The sequence below is a fragment of the Pseudomonas triticicola genome (assembly GCF_019145375.1).
In the GTDB taxonomy this organism is placed as follows: Bacteria; Pseudomonadota; Gammaproteobacteria; order Pseudomonadales; family Pseudomonadaceae; genus Aquipseudomonas; species Aquipseudomonas triticicola.
This window is the reverse complement of record NZ_JAHSTX010000003.1, coordinates 43,778-64,209: the sequence shown is the minus strand read 5'-3', so window position 1 is coordinate 64,209 and position 20,432 is coordinate 43,778. Positions and strand designations below refer to the sequence as shown.

Sequence of the window (20,432 nt, the reverse complement as noted above, 5' to 3'; positions counted from 1 at the left end):
GTCGAAGACCACCTCGGCTCTTGCGTGATGGAGCTCAATGAAGACGCTGTGGTCACCAGCGCAGAAGGCTATTACCCGTTCGGCGAAACCGCATGGATGGCGCCGGAGTCGGAAATCGAATACCGCTTTATCCGATATTCCGGCAAGGAAATGGATGTCACTGGCCTGTATTACTACGGCGCCCGTTATTACGCGCCATGGTTGCAGCGCTGGGTCAGTGCGGATCCAGCGGGGGATGTGGACGGTTTGAACCTGTATGGATTCGTCGGTAACAACCCGATCGTCCATGTCGACCAGACCGGTGCCTTCAAAGTGGTGTTTGACCTGGTCAGAAAAGCGGTGGGTATCTTTGATCAAGCGCAAACTGCGGCGGAGCAATTGCACAAACTGACCACCGAGTTCGATGGCCTGATCCCTGAAGGCCAGAACATCGAGGAGGTGCGCAAAAGCATGACGTTCGGCAAATTCATCACCTCCCGGGCCGGCATCAAATCGGTCTTTTACGGTATCGGCAAAGGCATCGCCATCGGCAGTGTCATCGGCACCGTGGTACCCGGAATCGGCAACGCCATCGGTTCCGGCGCAGGGGCAATCGCGGGAGCAATTGTGTTCCCGGTATTGCGTTATCACTTTTTCAAGAAAGGTCTGAAAGCAGCGCAGACACTGCACACCCAAGAGCTCAAGAATGGGTTTAAAACGGTGGGCGACGGCGCTGCGAATGCCGTCAACATTGCTGCGAATGCCGTCAACAGTGTTGCGAAAGCGATCGACGGCGCGGAAGTTCTTCTCGATAGAGATGCTGCGGTTAGCGACGGCATCAAGACCTTGAATGATAACGTCGACAGCTACCCCGAGCCCATCCAGAAGATGTTCTACGCCCAACTTGAAGCACTGGATGCAGCAAAACAGCGTCAGTTCATGAAGCTGGCAAGGACTGGCGTAGACCCGTTTGAAGCCATTGACGAGGTCCTGAAAACCGCGCAGGCAATCATCGAAGCGCCGAGCGAGGCGCAAGGCGTGACTGAACGCCTGCAGCAACTGGAGCGCTCGCTCGCTGCCGAACCTCGCGGCAGACCGGTGCCGAAGCCGAGGTTGAATCTTGTGCATCGACGTCAGGTACAGGAGACAGCTGTCTAGCAGACACGGCCGGCGCGAACAGCGCGCCCGGCCACCTCGGCCCATGCTATCGTGCCCGCCCGTCCTGCCGACCTTTCATCCAGCATGCTGCCGAATTCCCGTACCCTGCGTCTGTCGTTGTATTCCCTGCTGATCATCGCCGGCACGGTCATTGCCGCGACGCTCGCGATGCGCCACGCGGAACGTCAGGCATTGGAAGAAGACGCCGCCCGCGCCAATCAGCAACTGGGGCTGTACGCCAACTCCTTGCACACCCTGATCGACCGCTATCGCGCCCTGCCCGCCGTGTTGGCGCTGGACCCGCAATTGCGTTCGGCCCTGGCCGGACCGGTCGATGCTGGGCAGCAAGCGGCATTGAATGTGAAGCTGGAAAAGATCAACGGTGCGGCGCAGTCCTCGACCCTTGAACTGCTGGATCGTACCGGCCTGGCCGTGGCCGCCAGCAACTGGCGCTTGCCCAGCAGTTACGTTGGCCACAATTACGGTTTCCGTCCCTACTTCAGCCAGACCCGCACCCAAGGCACCGGGCGTTTTTACGCGGTGGGCGTGACCAGCGGCATTCCCGGCTATTTCCTTTCCAGCGCCGTACTTGGCGACAACGATGAGTTTCTCGGCGCGATGGTGGTCAAGCTGGAATTTCCCGAGCTGGAGCGCGAATGGAGCCAGGGCAGCGACACGCTGCTGGTCAGCGATGCACGCGGGATCATCTTTATCGCCAATCAGCCGGGTTGGCGTTATCGCGCCTTGCGGCCGTTGAGCGCCGATGATCTGGCCGAGATCAAAACCACGCGTCAGTACGACAAGCAATCGCTGCTGCCGCTGACCCATTTGCCGCTACGGCGCTTCGATGACAACAGCGATCTGCGCCGGGTCGAAGGTCCACAAGGCACGGCGGATTATTTGTGGGAATCGCTGCCGCTGACGACCGAAGGCTGGACCCTGCATCTGCTGCGTCGCCCGCAAGTGGCCTTCGAAGATTTGCGCAACGCCGCGCTGGCCGCCGCCGGTGTGTGGCTGGCGCTGGTGTTCTTGTTGCTGTTTCTCAATCAGCGCTGGCGGCTGGCCAAGGTCCGTCAGCGCAATCGCGAAGAACTCGAGCGTCTGGTCGAGGAGCGCACCCGCGACTTGCGCACCGCGCAGGAAGGTTTGGTGCAGTCGGCCAAACTCGCCGCGCTGGGGCAGATGTCCGCCGCACTGGCCCACGAAATCAATCAACCGCTGACCGCCCAGCGCATGCAATTGGCCACCCTGCGCCTGCTGCTCGAACATGGCCGCGTCGATGACGCCTACAAGGCGCTGAAACCGGTGGACGACATGCTCACGCGCATGGCTGCCCTCACCGGCCACCTCAAGACCTTCGCCCGCAAAAGCCCGAGCGGCTTGCGCGAACGTCTGGATCTGGCGACGGTGGTCGATCAATCGCTGCAACTGCTCGATGCGCGACTGCGTGACGAGCAGGTCAGTCTGGTGCTGCATCTGACCCGCCCGGCGTGGGTGCGCGGTGATGCGATTCGTCTGGAACAGGTGTTGATCAATTTGCTGCGCAACGCGCTGGATGCGATGCAGGGTAAAGCCTGCAAGCGTCTGGAAATCCGTCTGGAGGCTGATGAACAACTGTGGCGGCTCAGCGTCAGCGACAACGGCGGCGGCATTGCCGAGGAACATCTGGGCCAGGTGTTCGATCCGTTCTTTACCACCAAACCGGTGGGTGACGGTCTGGGCCTGGGGCTGGCAGTATCCTTCGCCATCGTGCATGAATCCGGCGGGCGCCTGAGCGTCGAGAATGGCGACCACGGCGCAGTGTTCAGCCTGACCCTGCCAATCGATCTGGAGGCACATATCTGATGCTCAATTCGGTGATGGTGGTCGACGACGAAAGCAGCATTCGCAACGCCGTTGAACAGTGGCTGAGCCTGTCTGGGTTTCATGTGCAATTGTTCAGCCGTGCCGAAGAATGCCTCGCCGCGCTCCCGGAACATTTTGCCGGGGTGATCCTCAGCGACGTGCGCATGCCCGGCATGGACGGTTTGCAATTGCTTGCCGAAGTGCAACAGCGCGACAGCGATCTGCCGGTGATTCTGCTCACCGGCCATGGCGATGTGCCGATGGCGGTCGAAGCCATGCGCGATGGCGCCTACGACTTTCTGGAAAAACCGTTCAGCCCGGAAACCCTGCTCGGCAGCCTGCGCCGGGCGCTGGACAAACGCCGCCTGGTCCTGGAAAACCGCGCCCTGCACGAACTGGCCGACAACCGCGCAAAGCTCGATGCGACATTGCTGGGCGTGTCTCGCGGCTTGCAGACGTTGCGTCGGCAAGTGCTGGATCTGGCGACGTTGCCGGTCAACGTGCTGATCCGGGGCGAAACCGGCAGCGGCAAGGAACTGGTCGCGCGTTGCCTGCATGATTTCGGCCCGCGCGCCGGCAAACCTTTCGTGGCGCTGAACTGCGCGGCGATCCCGGAGCAACTGTTCGAGGCCGAGCTGTTCGGCCATGAGAGCGGCGCGTTTACCGGCGCCTCGGGCAAACGCATCGGCAAGCTGGAATATGCCGATGGCGGCACGCTGTTTCTCGACGAGATCGAAAGCATGCCGCTGGCCCAGCAGGTGAAATTGCTGCGGGTCTTGCAGGAGCAAAAGCTTGAACGGTTGGGGTCGAACCAGAGCATTCGCGTTGATTTGCGTATCGTCGCGGCGACCAAACCGGACCTGCTCGACGAAGCTCGCGCCGGGCGTTTTCGTGAGGACCTGGCTTATCGCCTGAACGTCGCCGAACTGCGCCTGCCGCCGCTGCGCGATCGCCGCGAAGACATTCCGTTGCTGTTCGAAACCTTTGCGCAAAACGCCGCCCAGCGTCTGGGCCGGACCTTTCCGCCGTTGACCGGTGCGCAGCTCAGTCACCTGCTCAGCCATGACTGGCCGGGCAACGTGCGCGAATTGGCCAACGTCGCCGAGCGCCAGGTGTTGGGGCTGGATGAACCGGTCGCCGGAATCGATCCGGGGCAATCCCTGGCGGCGCAGCAGGAAGCCTTCGAGGCACAATGCCTGCGCGCGGCGTTGACCCGGCACAAAGGTGATGTCAAAGCCGTGCTCGAAGAACTGCAACTGCCGCGCCGCACGTTCAATGAAAAGATGCAGCGGCATGGGTTGAGTCGGGAGATGTTTCTGGCGGAGTGAGGCAGAGATTTGTGGTGTAGCTGAAATCCATCCCCCTCACCCCAGCCCTCTCCCCCAAGGGGGCGAGGGGGAAGGGAGCCGATCTCCATGCTTTCCCGAATCTGTATTCGACTCGATATTGCAGGTCGATGTAACCCACAAGAACACCTCGGTCAGTCCCCTCTCCCTCTGGGAGAGGGCTAGGGTGAGGGGCTCTTGATCTTCACGCGGTAAGCGGAAATCCGCTCACCTCAGTCCAATCAGTCGGCACAAATCCGCTCACTCCTCCCCGCCACCCCCTCTAAACCGGCCCTCCTACCCTTGGCACACCTCCTGCTATAGCCCTGACAGGCTGCGTTCCGACGCGCTCCACAAAAACAATTAAACGAAGGATCCTTCAATGGATAACTCCAACGCCCTGCCCCTTGGGTCGGCTGCCGTGCCGGCCAAACCGAGAACCACCGCGAGCCGGATCAAATCGATCTTCAGCGGCTCTGTCGGCAACATGGTCGAGTGGTACGACTGGTATGTGTATGCCGCCTTCTCCCTGTACTTCGCCAAGACCTTTTTCCCCGCCGGTTCCACCACTGCGCAACTGATGAACACCGCTGCGATCTTCGCCGTGGGCTTCCTGATGCGTCCGATTGGTGGCTGGCTGATGGGCATGTACGCCGACAAGGTCGGGCGCAAGAAAGCGCTGATGGCCTCGGTGTACCTGATGTGCTTCGGCTCGCTGCTGATCGCCCTGAGCCCGAACTATGAAACCATCGGCATCGGCGCGCCGATCCTGCTGGTATTCGCCCGCCTGCTGCAAGGCCTGTCGGTCGGTGGCGAGTACGGCACCTCGGCGACTTATCTGTCCGAGATGGCGACCAAGGAACGTCGCGGCTTCTTCTCCAGCTTCCAGTACGTGACCCTGATCTCCGGCCAGCTCATCGCCCTCGGCGTCTTGATCGTGCTGCAAAACATGCTGACCACCGAACAGCTGTACGCGTGGGGCTGGCGCATTCCGTTCGCCATCGGTGCGCTGTGTGCGGTCGTGGCGCTGTACCTGCGTCGCGGCATGGAAGAAACCGAGTCGTTCACCAAGAAAGAAAAATCCAAGGAAAGCGCCATGCGCACCTTGATGCGCCACCCGAAAGAGCTGTTGACCGTGGTCGGCCTGACCATGGGCGGCACCCTGGCGTTCTACACCTACACCACCTACATGCAGAAGTATCTGGTGAACACGGTCGGCATGAGCATCTCCGACTCGACCACCATTTCCGCCGCCACGCTGTTCCTGTTCATGTGCCTGCAACCGATCATCGGTGGCCTGTCGGACAAGATCGGTCGTCGCCCGATCCTGATCGCGTTCGGCGTGCTCGGTACGATCTTCACCGTGCCGATCCTGATGACCCTGCACACCATCCAGACCTGGTGGGGCGCGTTCTTCCTGATCATGGCGGCGCTGATCATTGTCAGCGGCTACACCTCGATCAACGCGGTGGTCAAAGCCGAATTGTTCCCTACCGAAATCCGCGCCCTGGGCGTCGGCCTGCCGTACGCGCTGACCGTGTCGATCTTCGGCGGCACCGCCGAATACATCGCGCTGTGGTTCAAGAGCATCGGCATGGAAACCGGTTACTACTGGTACGTCACCGCGTGCATTGCCGTATCGCTGCTGGTGTACATCACCATGAAAGACACCCAGAAACATTCGCGGATCGTGACTGACTGACAGGGCTACATCGCTGGCAGGCCACAAAATCTGTGTCCTGCCACGAACCCTGCGGGGTCTCGCGTCCGGGTGGAAATATGCGCTGGGTCCTAGCACTATGGTTGCATTCGAATGCAGCTCAGGAATCCGCTCCCCATGCCCGATGACATCCACTTCTACGAACCCGCCAACGGCCACGGCCTGCCTCACGATCCGTTCAACGCCATCGTCGGCCCGCGGCCCATCGGCTGGATTTCCTCGCAGGATGCCGAAGGCCGGCTCAATCTCGCGCCATACAGTTTCTTCAACGCCTTCAACTACGTGCCGCCGATCATTGGTTTTTCCAGCGTCGGACGCAAAGACAGTCTGAACAACATCGAACAGACCGGGGAATTCGTCTGGAACCTCGCCACGCGCCCGTTGGCCGAGCAGATGAACCAGAGCTGCGCGATGGTCGCGCCTGAGGTCAACGAGTTTGAACTGGCGGGGCTGACCACCGTGGCGTCAAAGGTGATCTCTGTACCTCGGGTCGCCGAAAGCCCGGTGTCCTTCGAATGCAAGGTCACGCAGATCATCCAGCTGCAACGCGCCGATGGCGAAACCGTACCGAGCTGGCTGATCCTCGGTGAGGTGGTTGCGGTGCACATCGCCAAATGGCTACTGAAGGACGGCATCTACGACACCGCCGCCGCACAACCGATTCTGCGCGGCGGCGGGCCGGCGGATTATTTCCAGCTGGGGCCTGAGGCTCTGTTCAAGATGTGGCGTCCGGGCGCACAGAAGTAATTACCAGATCAGCTCGGCGTCGTCAGTGACGCCCTTGAGCTTGTCCAGCTCGTTGATGGCCGCATCATCGGCAGCGATAGCGCCGGGAAACACCTGCTCATCGAGCAATTTGTGAAAGCGTGGTGCGCCGCCATCGACCAGGGCCTTGACCGCGATCGCCGCGTAATAACCCTTGTTGCCGCCCAGCTCGACGGGGACGACTGCGGAGACTGCTTCGAAGCGTTCAAACTCTTTACGTGCCATGTCGCGGATCCTGGCTCAATCAAATAAGCCGGACATTAAACCCTCAACCGGCGAGTTTGTGTATCGGCGCAGCGCATTGACCGAGGGCCTGCGCGGCTGAAACGTCTCTGAAGGTGTGGAAGTCGAGGCTGTTGACCACCAGGTCCTGCACCAGCTCGGCGAAGACTTCCATCGACGGACTGTTGAAATAAGTCGTCATCATCTGCTGACTGCTCCAGTAGCCGCTGACCAGCCACAGGTCGGCGTCGCACTGCGACTGTTGCAGGGAAAAACTCAGGCAGCCGGGCGCCGCGCGCGAGACCTCGATCAACGCGCTCAGGCGCACACCGAGTTCCGCCGAACGCCCGGGCTGGGCACGAACGAAGGCCATATGACTGACAGGCATCTGCTTGGACATGATCAACCCTCCATGAAATCGCGTGGCAGCCGGGGACGGGCTGCGACTGAAGCAAAGATTAAGGGCCGGGGCGGCTGCGCCGTTAGTCGATTCCTGCCTTCGCGTTGCACAATCCTGCGAGACTGCGCAGACGACCTGTAACAACCTGTAAACCCGCGCAACACGTCTGTCATACGCGTTTTGTGTAGGAGTTGCCAAAGGCTGCGATCTTTTGCTTTTGCCTTGAAGATCAACGGATCGCAGCCTTCGGCAGCTCCTACGCAATCGTATGGCGGGAGACCTGCGTGCACCTGCGGGCAGAATCAGGCAAGCATTTGGCAGAATGTGTCTACCGCCGTTGCTTGCACAAACATATGCTCTGCTGCATTCCCCCCCTCACTTGCCGAGGATGCCGTGCATGACGTCATTCGATCCTTTTCAAGCCGAACCCAGCGCCGACATGGAAAAGCAGCGTGCGGAGCTAGCGGCGATCATCCGCCGCAACACCAGCGACGATGGCAGCTACCAGACCGCGATCGGTTCGCTGGTAATGTCGCGCCACACCCAGTCCCATGACTTTGCCCCGGTGCTCGCGCAGCCGGCGCTGTGCATCATGGCGCAGGGGCGCAAAGAGGTCCGCCTGGCCGACGAGTTTTTCAACTACGACCCGCTGAATTATCTGGTGGTGTCGGTTTCGATGCCGCTCAGCGGCCGCGTGGTCAACGTCTCGCCGGAAGAACCGATCCTCGCCGTGCGTCTAGACATTGATCCGACCGAAATCACCGCGCTGATCGCCGACGCCGGCCCGATGGGCGTGCCGACCCGGCCGACCGGACGTGGTCTGTACGTGGAAAAAATCGACAGCGCCATGCTCGACGCGGTGCTGCGTCTGGCGCGGCTGCTCGACGCGCCGAAAGACATCGCCATGCTCGCGCCGCTGATTCGCCGGGAGATTCTCTATCGTCTGCTGCGCAGCCCACAGGGCCATCGTCTGTATGAGATTGCGATTGCCAACAGTCAGAGCCATCGCATCAGCCAGGCCATCAAATGGCTCAACGGCAACTTCGAGCAGCCGCTGCGCATCGATGATCTGGCGCGGGAAGTGAACCTCAGCGTGTCGACGTTGCATCACCGCTTCAAGGCGATGACGGCGATGAGTCCGTTGCAATATCAGAAGCAGCTGCGCCTGCAAGAGGCGCGGCGACTGATGTTGACCGAGGGGCTGGAAGCCTCGGCGGCAGGGTATCGGGTGGGTTATGAAAGTCCGTCGCAGTTCAGCCGCGAATACAGCCGCCTGTTTGGCGCGCCGCCGTTGCGGGATCTGGCGCGGTTGCGGCTTTCGGTGTGACCGTTAAAAGCCCCTCACCCTAGCCCTCTCCCAGAGGGAGAGGGGACAGATTGGGGAATATTGAAGAGGTTCACCGACTTGAACGATTACCTTTGAATCCATAATCGACTCGGTTTTTCAGGTCGACGGAGAACGCAAGACACCTCGGTCAGCTCCCTCTCCCTCCGGGAGAGGGCTGGGGTGAGGGTAGGCTTTTATACCGCTCGAACTACATGCTTGATCTCCTGAAACGCCGCCAACCCCCAAGGCCCCAGTTCGCGGCCGACACTGCTCTGCTTGTAACCACCCCACGCCGTCTGCGGGAAGATCACCTGCGGCGCATTGATCCACACCAGCCCCGCCTGCAAGGCGTTGGCCACGCGATCCGCCGTTGCAGCATCGCGCGTCACCACACTCGCGACCAGGCCGAACTGCGTGTCGTTGGCCAGCGCAATCGCCTCGCTCTCACTGGCGAAACTGCGCACACACACCACCGGGCCGAAAATCTCTTCACGCCATAACGCGCTGTCCAGCGGCACGTCGGTGAACACCGTCGGTTGCAGAAAATAACCGCGCGGCAAATGCGCCGGACGATTGCCGCCGCACACCAACCTCGCCCCGGCGCTCAAACCGCGATCAATATGCCCAAGCACTCGTTGGTACTGCGCCTGATTGACCAGCGCGCCCATCTCCACATCCGCATCAAACGGATCAGCGACTCGGATCGCCTCCGCACGTTTTTGCAGGCGCTGAAGAAATTCGTCCATCAATGCCTCGGCGACCAGCACCCGACTGGTGGCCGAGCACATCTGCCCGGCGTTGAAGAACGCGCCGCCACAGGCCAGTTCCACCGCCAGTTGCAGATCGGCATCCGCCAGCACCAGCAAGGAAGATTTGCCACCCAGCTCCAGGCTCACACCCTTCACGGTTTCGGCTGCGCGTTGCATCACCTGCACGCCAACCGCATTGCTGCCAGTGAAGGAGATCTTGGCAATGCGTGGATCGGCCGACAACGGCGCGCCCACCGCCAGCCCGGTGCCGCAGACCAGATTGAACACGCCGTCGGGCAACCCGCATTCAGCGATGATCGCGGCCAGTTCCAGCTCCGGCAACGGCGTCACTTCAGAAGGTTTCAGCACCACGCAGCAACCGGCGGCGAGCGCTGGCGCCAGTTTCCACGCGGTGGTGACCATGGGGAAATTCCACGGCACGATCAGCCCGACCACGCCGCAGGGTTCACGCCGCAGGCGTGCGCTGAAGTCATCGCTGGGCAGCGGCAAGTTGCTGTCCTGACCGGCGTCGAGGCCTTCGGCGAGTTCGGCGTAATAGTCGAAAGTGGCGATCACGTCATCGACATCGATGGCCGCTTCGAATTGCGGTTTACCGTTGTTGCTCGACTGCAGGTTCATCAAGTGTTCGCGACCATTGCGCACGCCTTTGGCAATGTTGCGCAGGATCGCAGCGCGTTCGGCGCCGGTGGTTTTCGACCAGTCTTCGAACGCCTCGCACGCGGCGCTGATCGCCTGGTCGACGGCCTGTTCGTCACCGCCATTGACGGTGGTCAGCAGCGCTTCGGTAGCGGGATTGATCACCCGTAGATGCTCGCGGCCCGACGACCATTGACCGTTGATGTAGAGCCCGTCGAGTGTGGTTGGAAAACTGATCATTGGGCCACCGCCTGCATCCACTGGTTCTGGTCGATTTCAATCAGCGTCGGGCCTTGCCGGTCCGTCGCTTTACGCAGCGCTGCGCGCAATTCGTCGATGCTGCTGATGGCTTGCGCGGCGCAACCGAGGCCCTTGGCCACGGCGACGAAATCCGGGGTGTAGATGTCCACGCCGACCGGTTCGATGGCGCGGTTGACCATGTACTTTTTGATTTCCTCGTAACCCTGGTTATTCCACAGCAGCACGATCACCGGTACCCGTGCTTCAACGGCGCTGGCCAGTTCCGGCAGAGTGAATTGCAAGCCGCCGTCGCCGATCAGGCACACCACTGGCGGGCGCGCGCCCTTATCGAGTTGGCCGCCGAGCCACGCACCGATCGCCGCCGGCAGCGCATAGCCGAGGGTGCCGTAACCGGTGGATGCGTTGAACCAGCGTCGCGGACGCCCGGGGTTGAACGTGAGGTTGCCGGTGTACACCGGTTGCGTGGAATCGCCGACGAACACCGCTTCGGGCAATTCGTGCAGCACGGTTTCGAGCAAACGCGTCTGCGCCAGCGTCGGCGCATCCCAGCTCGCCGCCAATTCATCACGCAGACGCGCGGCGCGGACCTGGCCCCAATCATTACGACGCTCGGCCAGCGGTTGGTGCGACAAGGCGCTGAGCAAGGCTTGTGCGGCGTTGCGCGAGTCAGCGACCAGTGCGACGTGCGGCGGGTAGTTGCGCACGGTCTGATCGGCATCGATGTCGATGCGCAGCAGCTTGCCGGGAATCTCGAAGCCGCCGGCGAAAGTGACGTCGTAATCGGTCTCGGCCAGCTCGGTGCCGATCGCCAGCACCACGTCGGCTTCAGCGACCAGTGCGCGGGTGGCGACCAGGCTTTGCGTCGAGCCGATCAACAATGGATGGCTGGTCGGCAGCATGCCTTTGGCATTGATGGTCAGCGCCACCGGAGCGTCGAGCAATTCGGCGAGTCGGGTCAGCTCCGGTGCCGCGTCGATAGCACCGCCGCCGGCGAGAATCAGCGGACGTTGCGCGGTGGCGAGCAGTTCGCTCATGCGGGCCACGGCTGCCGGTGCGGCGCCGGCGCGGTCGATATTCACCGGCAGGCTGGTGAGCAACTCATCGGCCTCTTCCACCAGCACGTCCAGCGGAATTTCGATGTGCACCGGACGCGGTCGCCCGGCCTGGAACAGCGCGAAAGCGCGAGCAAGCACCACCGGCAGTTCGGCAGCGGACATCAGCGTGTGCGAGAACGCTGCGACGCCGCCGACCAGTGCGCTCTGGTTCGGCAGCTCATGCAACTTGCCGCGCCCACCACCCAACTGACTGCGCGACTGCACGCTGGAGATCACCAGCATCGGAATCGAATCGGCGTAAGCCTGGCCCATGGCCGTGGTGATATTGGTCATGCCCGGGCCGGTGATGATGAAGCACACACCGGGTTTGCCGCTGGTGCGCGCGTAGCCGTCAGCCATGAACCCGGCGCCCTGTTCGTGACGAGGCGTGACGTGGTTGATGCTTGAACGGGCGAGTCCTCGATACAGCTCAACGGTGTGCACACCGGGAATGCCGAACACCTGCTCGACCGCGTAATTCTCCAACAGCTTGACCAGTACTTCGCCGCACGTTGCCATGTTGATTGCCCTTTCATTCACTGAACACTCCCTGTGGGAGCGAGCCTGCTCGCGAATAAGCGGTCCAGCCAACATCCGTGTCGAACCTTGAACCGTCTTCGCGAGCAGGCTCGCTCCCACAGGGTCCGTGGAGTGCCCATTGGAACGGCGCGCAACTGGCAGCAACAATCGATTAAAAGTCATACTAGCCATGTCCCCACGTCATACCTCGGATCGCCATGAAACGCCTGCCACCCCTTCCCGCTCTGCATACGTTCTGGATCACCGCGCAATGCTGCAATTTCACTCGCGCCGCCGAGCAGTTGCACATCACCCAGGGCGCGGTGAGCCGGCAGATCGCCGGGCTCGAAGAACAGCTCGGTTATCCGCTGTTTATTCGTCTGGCCCGAGGTCTGGCGCTGACGGCCGAAGGCCGCGAATGGCTGCCGCGAGTGGAAAAGGTCTTCGGGCTGATCAGTGAAGCGACCGAGCAGATCGGTCTGACGCGGCAAACCTTGCAACTCAAGGCACCGAGCTGCGTGATGCGCTGGCTGCTGCCGCGTCTGCTGCAATGGCAGAAGGAACGCCCGGACGTGCCGGTCAAATTGACGGCCTCGCTGCAACACGGGGTGGATTTTCAGCGCGAGCAATTCGACGCCGCGGTGATCTACGGCCCGCCGCCGGATCATTCGCCAGGCGCGCTGCATCTGTTCGACGAGCAACTGACACCGGTCTGCTCGCCGCAACTGCTCAAGGGCTCGCCCGCGCTGAATTCACCGCAGGATTTGCAAGAGCATTTGTTATTGCACCCGACCCACGACATTCAGGACTGGTCGGTGTGGCTCGATGCGGCGCGATTGCGACTGGACAACCTTGGCAGCGGGCAGCATTTCGAAACGCTGGATCAGGCGATGTCGATGGCCTCGCATGGGACAGGGGTGGCGATCGGGGACTGGTCGCTGATTGGTGATGATCTGAACGCCGGGCGGCTGGTGATGCCGTTTGCGTTGAAGGTGAAGACGGGGTTGGCGTATTACGTGGTGGTGCCTGCTGGAGCCGAGCCGTCGCCGCAGTTGGAAGAGTTGATGCTTTGGCTGGTTGAGCAGGCCTATTTGCGCTGAAGCCTCTCCCCTCACCCTAGCCCTCTCCCCAGGGAGAGGGAACTGATTGGGGATACTCAAGAAATTCATCGACCTGACACAGCCACGCCGAATCCATAATCGACACGGTCGTTCAGGTCAATGTGTAACGCAAGACAACTCGGTCGGCTCCCTCTCTCCAGGGAGAGGGAACTGATTGGGGATACTCAAGAAATTCATCGACCTGACACAGCCACGCCGAATCCATAATCGACACGCTCGTTCAGGTCAATGTGTGACGCAAGACAACTCGGTCGGCTCCCTCTCCCCCGGGAGAGGGCTGGGGTGAGGGGAAAAGGCTTGACTCAATACCCGACCGTATAACGCTGCCGCGAATGCTTCGGCGTTTCCACTTCGTCAATCAGCGCAATCGCGTAATCGGCAAATGTGATCCAGCTACGTCCTTCGCCACTGACCAACAGATGATCCTTACCCACCCGGAATGTGCCGCTGCGTTCACCCTCGACAAACTCCGCCGACGGCGACAGGAAAGTCCAGTCCAGTTCCTGCTCCTGACGCAACGCATCAAGAAACTCAGCACCTGCGCTCGCCTCGGCTTTGTATTCGGCCGGGAAACCGGCACTGTCGATCACCCGCGTGTCATCCGGCAGCAACAGCGAGCCGGCGCCGCCGACTACCAGCAAGCGCTTCACGCCCGCCTGTTTTACCGGTCCGACAATCGCCGAGGCCGGGACGGTGGCGAAATGCGCTGCGCTGATCACTGCGTCGTGACCGGCCACCGCCGCTTGCAGCGCCGCCGAATCCAGCACGTCGAGGCTCTTGCTGACGACACCGGCGCGATCACCGACCTTTGAGGTATCGCGGGCAATGGCGGTGACGCTGTGGCCGCGACGCAGGGCTTCTTCCAGCAGTTGGCTACCGGCACGGCCGGTGGCACCAATGATTGCGATCTTGCTCATGACATTCTCCAGTTGGCTTGAAAATGCTGCGTGTTCAGGTTCGGCTTACCACTGCATCTCGCCCTTGGCGACTTTCGCGCTGAGCTCCAGCGAACTTTCTTCGCCCAGTTGCGGGTAGCGCTTTTTCATCGCTGCGATCAGTGCAGCAGAATCTTTGGCCTTGGCGGTTTCGGCATCGAAGGCCTTGATGTAATCGGCGGTGAATTTCACGCTGGCCAGCGAGCGGCTGCTGTCACCCAGGTAATGACCGGGCACCACGGTTTGCGGTTTCAGGCTTTCGATGGTGTGCAAGGTGTGCAGCCAGTCGGCGTGGGATTGCGCGGTCTGGGTGTCGGCCATCCACACATGAATGTTCTCGGCGACCACTACGCCACCGACCACTGCTTTGAGCGACGGGATCCAAACGAAGCTGCAATCCGGCTGCTTGCCGTCGAGGCCGATCACCTGCAACTGCTTGCCTTCGAGGGTCAGGCTGTCGCCCTTGAGCACGTCCGGGACGATGGTTTTCGCCGGCACGTCGGCGCCCATTTTCGGTCCCCAGTAGGCCAGTTTGCCGTCGACGGTGTGCTTGATGTGATCGACGGTCGGCTGCGAAGCCAATACTTTCGCCTGCGGGAATGCTTTGGTCAGGGTGTCGAGACCGAAGTAGTAATCCGGGTCGCCGTGACTGATGTAGATGGTGGTCAACTGCTTGCCGCTGGCGCGGATCTTTTCCACCACCTGTTCGGCCTGGGATTTGCCGAATTGCGCATCGACCAGAATCGCTTCTTTCTCACCGCTGACCAGCACCGAGCTGACCGGGAAAATCGCTCGGGTGCCCGGGTTGTAGACATCAAGGCTCAGCTCGGCGGCGGATGCATGGGCGGCAAAGCCGAAAAATGCTGCGGCGAGCAGAACGCGTTTGAAAGGGGTGAAGCCGATCATTTGTTGCTCCGGATTACGAATGCCAGTCTGGCGATGCAACAGAGCTTAGTTGCCAGACTCAGTACAAAAAATGCGATGCTTGGACATAGTTTGTTTCTGAAAGCGGGCAAATCATGGATCGGCTTCAAGCAATGCGGGTATTCGTCACGGTGGTGGACTTGGGCAGTCAGTCGGCGGCGGCCGACCACCTCGACCTGTCGCGGCCCGTAGTGTCGCGCTATCTGGCGGAGCTGGAAGACTGGGTCGGCGCGCGGCTGATGCACCGCACCACGCGCAAATTGAGCCTGACCGCCGCTGGCAGTGAAATGCTCCCGCGCTGTCGGCAGATGCTCGACTTGTCGCACGACATGCAGGCCGCCGTCAGCGAACCCGATGACGCGCCGCGCGGCCTGCTGCGGATCAGCGTCAGCACCTCGTTTGGCCAGGCGCAACTGGCCGATGCGATGGCGGCATACGTCAAGCTTTATCCAGGCGTCAGCATCGATCTGCAAATGCTCGACCGCACGGTGAATCTGGTCGATGAACGCATCGATCTGGCGATTCGCACCAGCAATGATCTTGATCCGAATCTGATCGCCCGGCGCCTGACCGTGTGCCGCTCGGTGGTCTGCGCAGCGCCGGCTTATCTGCTTGAGCATCCGGCGCCGCAGACGGTTGAGGATTTGAGCCGACACAACTGCCTGACCCATTCCTATTTCGGCAAGAGCCTGTGGCATTTCGAAGAGGATGGCGAACCGGTTTCGGTAACGGTGCAGGGCAATATCAGCGCCAACGAGGCCAGCACCCTTCTGCGCGCTACCTTGGCCGGCGCCGGCGTGGCGATGCTGCCGACCTACCAGGCTGGCGTGCATATTCACAACGGCGAACTGCTGCGTTTGCTGCCACACGCAGAACCGCGCCAGATGAATATCTACGCGGTGTACGCCTCACGTAAACACATGCCGGCGGCACTGCGCAGCATGCTCGACTTTCTTGTGCAGCGCTTTCCCGAGGCCCCGGCCTGGGATGCCGGCCTGTAAACCCGATCCCTTGTGGGAGCGAGCCTGCTCGCGAAGAGGCCAGTACCTTCAACATTGATGTCGCTTGCACCACCGCCTTCGCGAGCAGGCTCGCTCCCACATGGGCATCAATTCGCTGAATGGCCGGCTAAATCCTCAAGCGCACTCGCTGGCAAGTGCGCGCCGCTGACCTATGCTCAAAGTAATACCGCAAGGTAGACGTTCAGAGGTCGAACACCATGAACATCAAAACAAAAAGATACGCCGCCATTTTCATCACCTGCGCCGCCACGCTGGCGCTGTACGGCACCGCTGCCTGGCGGGTCGAGCAGTTGCGCCAGCTGCCGCGCGAGTATGCGAGCTGCAACTACGAGCGGTGTATTCCGCACAATGCCACGCTGAACGCATTGCGCTGACAAGACTGACCTGGAATGCATCCCCTGTGGGAGCGAGCCTGCTCGCGAATGCGGTGTGTCAGTCAACCACGATGCTGAATGAAAGACCATATTCGCGAGCAGGCTCGCTCCCACAGGGGCTGGCGGTGTCCTCAGGACTGTTGCTCGGCCTTCAAGCGGTCGCGGAACGCCTTTGGCGAAATCCCCACCCGGCGGCGGAACAGGCGCGTGAAGTTGGTCGGATCGGAAAAACCCAACAACTCCGACATCTCGTAAATCGTCATGCTGGTGTAGGTCAGCAGGCGCTTGGCTTCCAGCAACTGACGCTCGTGCATGATCTGCAAAGCCGGTTGCCCGGCCAGTTCACGGCAGGTGCCGTTGAGGTGCGACACAGAGATGCCCAGGCGATGGGCGAGGTCTTCGACCTTGACGTGTTGGCGGTAAGTCTCTTCCACCAACTGAATGAAACCGTTGAGGTATTCGCGTTGGCGCTGCGGCCGTTGGCTGGCCTTGTGCCGGACGATCGCCTGGCGGCTGACCCAGACCATGATCACGCTGACCAGCGAATGCATGAGCATTTCCCGCGCCGGTTGATGGCCGTTGTACTCGGCCTGCAACGCTGAAAACAGGCTGTTGAGATAATCGCCATCCTTGCCGGCCGGATAGTTTTCCGCCCGAGCCAAGGCATGCACCGAATCGCCCAGTTGCGCCTGCAAATGATTGATCAGCGGTGTGGCCAAGGTGACGATGAAGCCTTCAACATCCTCGGAAAAACGAAAGCCGTGCACCGACAACGGTGGCAGCACCTGTATCGCCGGAGTCTCGAGTTGCGTGCGCTGGCCTTCGATTTCGAGCTCTGCCTGACCTTTGAAAACGAACAGCAGCTGGCACAGATCCGCGTGGCGGTGAGGTTTGATTTCCCATTGATGTTCGCGACTGCGCGAGGAAATGGTTTCACAGTGCAGCAAGTCCGGGGTCGGCCAGTCCAGGCTTTCACCATAGAGCTTGAACACCGGAATCGAAGGCAGGGCAGGCTTGTTCATACTTCAATCCAGGCCTCTGGTTTTTGGGCGATAATCGCACCGATTGGCAGAATGTACAGGTATCGGCTCAGTTTTCACCTTCAATTGACAGACCCGCAAGGGAAAAATGCAAGCACTCGATCCATAAAATCATTCACCGGTTGTTGCTGCGTGAAGCTTGCGAGTCATAAAAACAATGAAAACCCTGAAAACCCAAGTCGCCATTATCGGCGCCGGTCCTTCCGGACTGCTCCTCGGCCAGTTGCTGCACAACGCTGGCATCGACACCCTGATCCTCGAACGCCAGACGCCCGATTACATTCTTGGGCGCATCCGTGCCGGTGTGCTTGAACAAGGCATGGTAGAGCTGCTGCGTGAGGCCGGCGTCGGTCAGCGAATGGATGCCGAAGGACTGGTTCATGGCGGCTTCGATCTGGCGCTGGACGGGCGTCAGGTGCACATTGACCTGCACGCGCTGACCGGCGGCAAAACAGTAATGGTCTACGGCCAGACCGAGGTCACCCGCGACCTGATGGCCGCTCGTCGGGAGGCCGGCGCGCCAACAATTTATCAAGCGAGCAATGTCGTTCCCCATGGCATGAAAAGCGACGAAGCTTTTGTCACCTTCGAAAAGGACGGTGAAAGCTGGCGCGTTGATTGCGATTACATCGCCGGTTGCGATGGTTTCCATGGCGTCGCGCGACAGTCGATTCCGGCCGATTGCCTGAAGATTTTCGAGCGGGTCTACCCGTTCGGCTGGCTGGGCATTCTCGCCGACACACCGCCGGTCCACGATGAATTGGTCTACGCCCGCCACGAACGCGGCTTCGCTTTGTGCAGCATGCGTTCGGCCACGCGTACCCGCTATTACCTGCAAGTGCCGGCGGATGAAAACGTCGATGACTGGAGCGATCAGCGTTTCTGGGATGAGCTGAAAAAACGCCTGCCGGATGCCCTCGCGGAAAAACTGGTGACCGGTCCTTCGATCGAAAAAAGCATCGCGCCGCTGCGCAGTTTTGTCGTCGAGCCAATGCAGTACGGGCGCATGTTTCTCGTCGGCGACGCTGCCCATATCGTACCGCCGACTGGCGCCAAGGGCTTGAACCTGGCCGCCAGCGACGTCAGCACGTTGTTCAATATTCTGCTGAAGGTCTATCGCGAAGATCGCACTGATCTGCTGGAAAAATACTCGGAGATCTGCCTGCGCCGAGTATGGAAAGCCGAGCGGTTTTCCTGGTGGATGACGTCAATGCTGCATCGCTTCGACGAGCACGATGAATTCAGCCAGCGCATCAGCGCGTCGGAACTGGACTATTTTGTCAGCTCGCAAGCCGGGCAAAAAACCATTGCAGAAAATTATGTCGGGCTTCCGTACGAGGCTATCGAATAGCTTCCTACCGACTTACACTGCGAGCATCCACCCGCGCGCGATGGCCGCGCGGGTCCATCACTGCCCGCAGGTTTTCCGTGACCACTCTCAATCAGCCTGAAACGCCCAAACCGGCCATTCGCAGCGTGCTGGTCGCCTTGATGATGGCGATCTTCCTCGGTGCGCTGGACCAGACCATCGTCGCCGTGTCGATGCCGGCGATCTCCGAGCAATTCAAGGACGTCAGCCTGCTGGCCTGGGTGATTTCCGGATACATGGTGGCGATGACCGTGGCGGTGCCGATCTACGGCAAACTAGGCGATCTGTACGGGCGGCGCAAACTGATGCTGTTCGGTATGGGCCTGTTCACCCTCGCCTCGCTGTTCTGCGGCATGGCGCAGAGCATGGAACAACTGGTGCTGGCGCGAATCCTTCAGGGCATCGGGGCCGGCGGCATGATCTCGGTGAGTCAGGCGATCATCGGCGACATCGTCCCGCCGCGTGAACGCGGGCGCTATCAGGGTTATTTCAGCAGCATGTACGCCGTGGCCAGCGTTGCCGGTCCGGTGCTCGGCGGCTACATGACCGAATACCTGTCGTGGCGCTGGGTGTTTCTGATCAACCTGCCGCTGGGCCTCGGCGCCTGGTGGGTGGCGCGACGTAATCTGCGCGGCTTGCCGATTCCGCAGCGTAAACCGGTGATCGATTATCTCGGCACGGTGCTGATGATCATCGGCCTGACCGCGTTGCTGCTCGGCATCACCGAGGTCGGCCAGGGTCATTCATGGCGCAGCAGCGAAGTGCTCGGCCTGTTCGCCTGTGCCGTGGTGGTATTGGCGCTGTTCGTCTGGCATGAACGCCGGGCGCGCGAGCCGTTGTTGCCGATGCACCTGTTCGCCAACCGCAATGCCCTGTTGTGCTGGTGCACGATCTTCTTCACCAGTTTCCAGGCCATCTCGCTGATCGTGCTGATGCCGCTGCGCTTTCAAAGCGTCACCGGCGCTGGCGCTGACAGCGCGGCGTTGCACTTGCTGCCTCTGGCGATGGGCTTGCCGATCGGTGCCTATTTCGCCGGCCGCCGCACCTCGATCACCGGACGCTACAAACCGCAGATTCTCACCGGGGCGATCCTCATGCCGATCTCGATTCTCGGCATGGCCTTCAGTCCGCCACAAGCAACGCTGCTCAGCGGTCTGTTCATGCTGCTCAGCGGCATCGCCGGCGGCATGCAGTTCCCGACCTCGCTGGTCGGCACGCAAAACTCGGTGGAACAACGCGACATCGGCGTCGCCACCAGCACCACCAACCTGTTCCGCTCACTGGGCGGCGCGGTGGGCGTGGCGTTGATGTCGGCGCTGCTGCTGGCGTTGTTGCACGACTCCAGTTTCGCCCATCTGGCGAACAGTTCGCTGATCAGCGAGGGGCATTCGGGCAACGTCCTGCTCGATGGCCTGAACGCAGCCCCAGGCGAAGCGCAGAACGCTTTGCGCGCGGAGCTGCTGGTGACCTTCCGCCATTTACTCTGGGTCAGCACAGCGGTATCGCTGCTGGGGCTGGCAGCGGCGATTGCCATGCCGAACAACCTGCTGCGCGGGCGGGAGCACGGCGCGAAATAATTGCCGCAACAAATACCACTGTGGGAGCGAGCCTGCTCGCGAAGGCGGT

At 61.0% G+C, this 20,432-nt stretch carries 18 protein-coding genes; 11 read left to right on the top strand and 7 right to left on the bottom strand.

Annotated elements, in window-relative coordinates; all coding sequences use genetic code 11:
- The 5 genes from KVG85_RS25845 to KVG85_RS25825 form a co-directional block, all read left to right on the top strand.
- Window positions 1–1,137: RHS repeat-associated core domain-containing protein (locus KVG85_RS25845; RefSeq protein WP_217865409.1), on the top strand; the 1,137-nt coding region annotated here is incomplete at its 5' end.
- Window positions 1,138–1,221: 84 nt separating this feature from the next.
- Window positions 1,222–2,982, top strand: a complete 1,761-nt coding sequence (locus KVG85_RS25840) for a sensor histidine kinase (RefSeq protein ID WP_217865408.1) — start codon at window positions 1,222–1,224, stop codon at window positions 2,980–2,982.
- The gene (locus tag KVG85_RS25835; protein WP_217865407.1) at window positions 2,982–4,310 is read left to right on the top strand and encodes a sigma-54-dependent transcriptional regulator; all 1,329 of its coding nucleotides are present in this window, start codon (window positions 2,982–2,984) and stop codon (window positions 4,308–4,310) included. The genes KVG85_RS25840 and KVG85_RS25835 overlap by 1 nt, the downstream gene beginning before the upstream one ends.
- Window positions 4,311–4,689: 379 nt before the next feature.
- A complete protein-coding gene (locus KVG85_RS25830; protein ID WP_024014128.1) occupies window positions 4,690–6,009 on the top strand; it encodes an MFS transporter in 1,320 nt (439 codons plus the stop codon).
- 135 nt (window positions 6,010–6,144) lie between these two features.
- Window positions 6,145–6,774 carry a flavin reductase family protein gene (locus KVG85_RS25825; protein WP_071173402.1) on the top strand — a complete coding sequence of 210 codons (630 nt, stop codon included), beginning with the start codon at window positions 6,145–6,147 and terminating at the stop codon, window positions 6,772–6,774.
- Here KVG85_RS25825 and KVG85_RS25820 read toward each other — a convergent pair whose 3' ends face one another.
- Entirely contained in the window at window positions 6,775–7,017 is a 243-nt protein-coding gene (locus KVG85_RS25820; protein WP_016773447.1) for a hypothetical protein, read from the bottom strand. It abuts the gene before it with no gap.
- A gap of 43 nt (window positions 7,018–7,060) precedes the next feature.
- Window positions 7,061–7,414 carry a putative quinol monooxygenase gene (locus tag KVG85_RS25815; protein WP_217865406.1) on the bottom strand — a complete coding sequence of 118 codons (354 nt, stop codon included), beginning with the start codon at window positions 7,412–7,414 and terminating at the stop codon, window positions 7,061–7,063.
- Window positions 7,415–7,811: 397 nt separating this feature from the next.
- On the opposite strand from KVG85_RS25815, the gene KVG85_RS25810 reads away from it, so the two are divergent.
- Entirely contained in the window at window positions 7,812–8,741 is a 930-nt protein-coding gene (locus tag KVG85_RS25810) for an AraC family transcriptional regulator (RefSeq protein WP_217865405.1), read from the top strand.
- Window positions 8,742–8,935: 194 nt separating this feature from the next.
- On the opposite strand, the gene KVG85_RS25805 is transcribed toward KVG85_RS25810, so the two are convergent.
- Window positions 8,936–10,387, bottom strand: coding sequence for an aldehyde dehydrogenase family protein (locus tag KVG85_RS25805; RefSeq protein ID WP_217865404.1), 1,452 nt, complete (start codon window positions 10,385–10,387; stop codon window positions 8,936–8,938).
- Window positions 10,384–12,021 carry a 5-guanidino-2-oxopentanoate decarboxylase gene (locus tag KVG85_RS25800; RefSeq protein WP_217865403.1) on the bottom strand — a complete coding sequence of 546 codons (1,638 nt, stop codon included), beginning with the start codon at window positions 12,019–12,021 and terminating at the stop codon, window positions 10,384–10,386. The genes KVG85_RS25805 and KVG85_RS25800 overlap by 4 nt, the downstream gene beginning before the upstream one ends.
- A 218-nt stretch (window positions 12,022–12,239) precedes the next feature.
- Here KVG85_RS25800 and KVG85_RS25795 point away from each other — a divergent pair, with 218 nt between their 5' ends.
- On the top strand, window positions 12,240–13,121 hold the full coding sequence (locus KVG85_RS25795) for a LysR substrate-binding domain-containing protein (protein ID WP_217865402.1): 882 nt from the start codon (window positions 12,240–12,242) through the stop codon (window positions 13,119–13,121).
- 323 nt (window positions 13,122–13,444) lie between these two features.
- Here KVG85_RS25795 and KVG85_RS25790 read toward each other — a convergent pair whose 3' ends face one another.
- Together KVG85_RS25790 and KVG85_RS25785 are read right to left on the bottom strand one after the other, a co-directional pair.
- Window positions 13,445–14,059 (bottom strand): NAD(P)-dependent oxidoreductase, encoded by a 615-nt coding sequence (locus KVG85_RS25790; RefSeq protein WP_217865401.1) that lies wholly within the window; start codon window positions 14,057–14,059, stop codon window positions 13,445–13,447.
- Between the two features lie 45 nt (window positions 14,060–14,104).
- Window positions 14,105–14,983 carry an MBL fold metallo-hydrolase gene (locus tag KVG85_RS25785; RefSeq protein WP_217865400.1) on the bottom strand — a complete coding sequence of 293 codons (879 nt, stop codon included), beginning with the start codon at window positions 14,981–14,983 and terminating at the stop codon, window positions 14,105–14,107.
- A 113-nt stretch (window positions 14,984–15,096) separates the two neighbouring features.
- Between KVG85_RS25785 and KVG85_RS25780 the strand changes: the two genes are divergently transcribed.
- Both KVG85_RS25780 and KVG85_RS25775 read left to right on the top strand, forming a co-directional pair.
- The gene (locus KVG85_RS25780) at window positions 15,097–16,002 is read left to right on the top strand and encodes a LysR family transcriptional regulator (RefSeq protein ID WP_217865399.1); all 906 of its coding nucleotides are present in this window, start codon (window positions 15,097–15,099) and stop codon (window positions 16,000–16,002) included.
- 218 nt (window positions 16,003–16,220) lie between these two features.
- The gene (locus KVG85_RS25775; protein ID WP_016773438.1) at window positions 16,221–16,397 is read left to right on the top strand and encodes a hypothetical protein; all 177 of its coding nucleotides are present in this window, start codon (window positions 16,221–16,223) and stop codon (window positions 16,395–16,397) included.
- A gap of 131 nt (window positions 16,398–16,528) precedes the next feature.
- Here KVG85_RS25775 and KVG85_RS25770 read toward each other — a convergent pair whose 3' ends face one another.
- A complete protein-coding gene (locus tag KVG85_RS25770) occupies window positions 16,529–17,419 on the bottom strand; it encodes a helix-turn-helix domain-containing protein (protein ID WP_024014136.1) in 891 nt (296 codons plus the stop codon).
- A 175-nt stretch (window positions 17,420–17,594) separates the two neighbouring features.
- Between KVG85_RS25770 and pobA the strand changes: the two genes are divergently transcribed.
- Both pobA and KVG85_RS25760 read left to right on the top strand, forming a co-directional pair.
- Entirely contained in the window at window positions 17,595–18,788 is a 1,194-nt protein-coding gene (gene pobA, locus KVG85_RS25765; RefSeq protein WP_217865398.1) for a 4-hydroxybenzoate 3-monooxygenase, read from the top strand.
- 77 nt (window positions 18,789–18,865) lie between these two features.
- The gene (locus tag KVG85_RS25760) at window positions 18,866–20,383 is read left to right on the top strand and encodes an MDR family MFS transporter (RefSeq protein WP_217865397.1); all 1,518 of its coding nucleotides are present in this window, start codon (window positions 18,866–18,868) and stop codon (window positions 20,381–20,383) included.
- Window positions 20,384–20,432 lie beyond the last annotated feature (49 nt).

Coding starts and splice junctions, on each gene's coding strand:
- KVG85_RS25840 (WP_217865408.1), top strand. CDS start 1,222: ATGCTGCCGAATTCCCGTACCCTGCGTCTGTCGTTGTATTCCCTGCTG.
- KVG85_RS25835 (WP_217865407.1), top strand. CDS start 2,982: ATGCTCAATTCGGTGATGGTGGTCGACGACGAAAGCAGCATTCGCAAC.
- KVG85_RS25830 (WP_024014128.1), top strand. CDS start 4,690: ATGGATAACTCCAACGCCCTGCCCCTTGGGTCGGCTGCCGTGCCGGCC.
- KVG85_RS25825 (WP_071173402.1), top strand. CDS start 6,145: ATGCCCGATGACATCCACTTCTACGAACCCGCCAACGGCCACGGCCTG.
- KVG85_RS25820 (WP_016773447.1), bottom strand. CDS start 7,017: ATGGCACGTAAAGAGTTTGAACGCTTCGAAGCAGTCTCCGCAGTCGTC.
- KVG85_RS25815 (WP_217865406.1), bottom strand. CDS start 7,414: ATGTCCAAGCAGATGCCTGTCAGTCATATGGCCTTCGTTCGTGCCCAG.
- KVG85_RS25810 (WP_217865405.1), top strand. CDS start 7,812: ATGACGTCATTCGATCCTTTTCAAGCCGAACCCAGCGCCGACATGGAA.
- KVG85_RS25805 (WP_217865404.1), bottom strand. CDS start 10,387: ATGATCAGTTTTCCAACCACACTCGACGGGCTCTACATCAACGGTCAA.
- KVG85_RS25800 (WP_217865403.1), bottom strand. CDS start 12,021: ATGGCAACGTGCGGCGAAGTACTGGTCAAGCTGTTGGAGAATTACGCG.
- KVG85_RS25795 (WP_217865402.1), top strand. CDS start 12,240: ATGAAACGCCTGCCACCCCTTCCCGCTCTGCATACGTTCTGGATCACC.
- KVG85_RS25790 (WP_217865401.1), bottom strand. CDS start 14,059: ATGAGCAAGATCGCAATCATTGGTGCCACCGGCCGTGCCGGTAGCCAA.
- KVG85_RS25785 (WP_217865400.1), bottom strand. CDS start 14,983: ATGATCGGCTTCACCCCTTTCAAACGCGTTCTGCTCGCCGCAGCATTT.
- KVG85_RS25780 (WP_217865399.1), top strand. CDS start 15,097: ATGGATCGGCTTCAAGCAATGCGGGTATTCGTCACGGTGGTGGACTTG.
- KVG85_RS25775 (WP_016773438.1), top strand. CDS start 16,221: ATGAACATCAAAACAAAAAGATACGCCGCCATTTTCATCACCTGCGCC.
- KVG85_RS25770 (WP_024014136.1), bottom strand. CDS start 17,419: ATGAACAAGCCTGCCCTGCCTTCGATTCCGGTGTTCAAGCTCTATGGT.
- pobA (WP_217865398.1), top strand. CDS start 17,595: ATGAAAACCCTGAAAACCCAAGTCGCCATTATCGGCGCCGGTCCTTCC.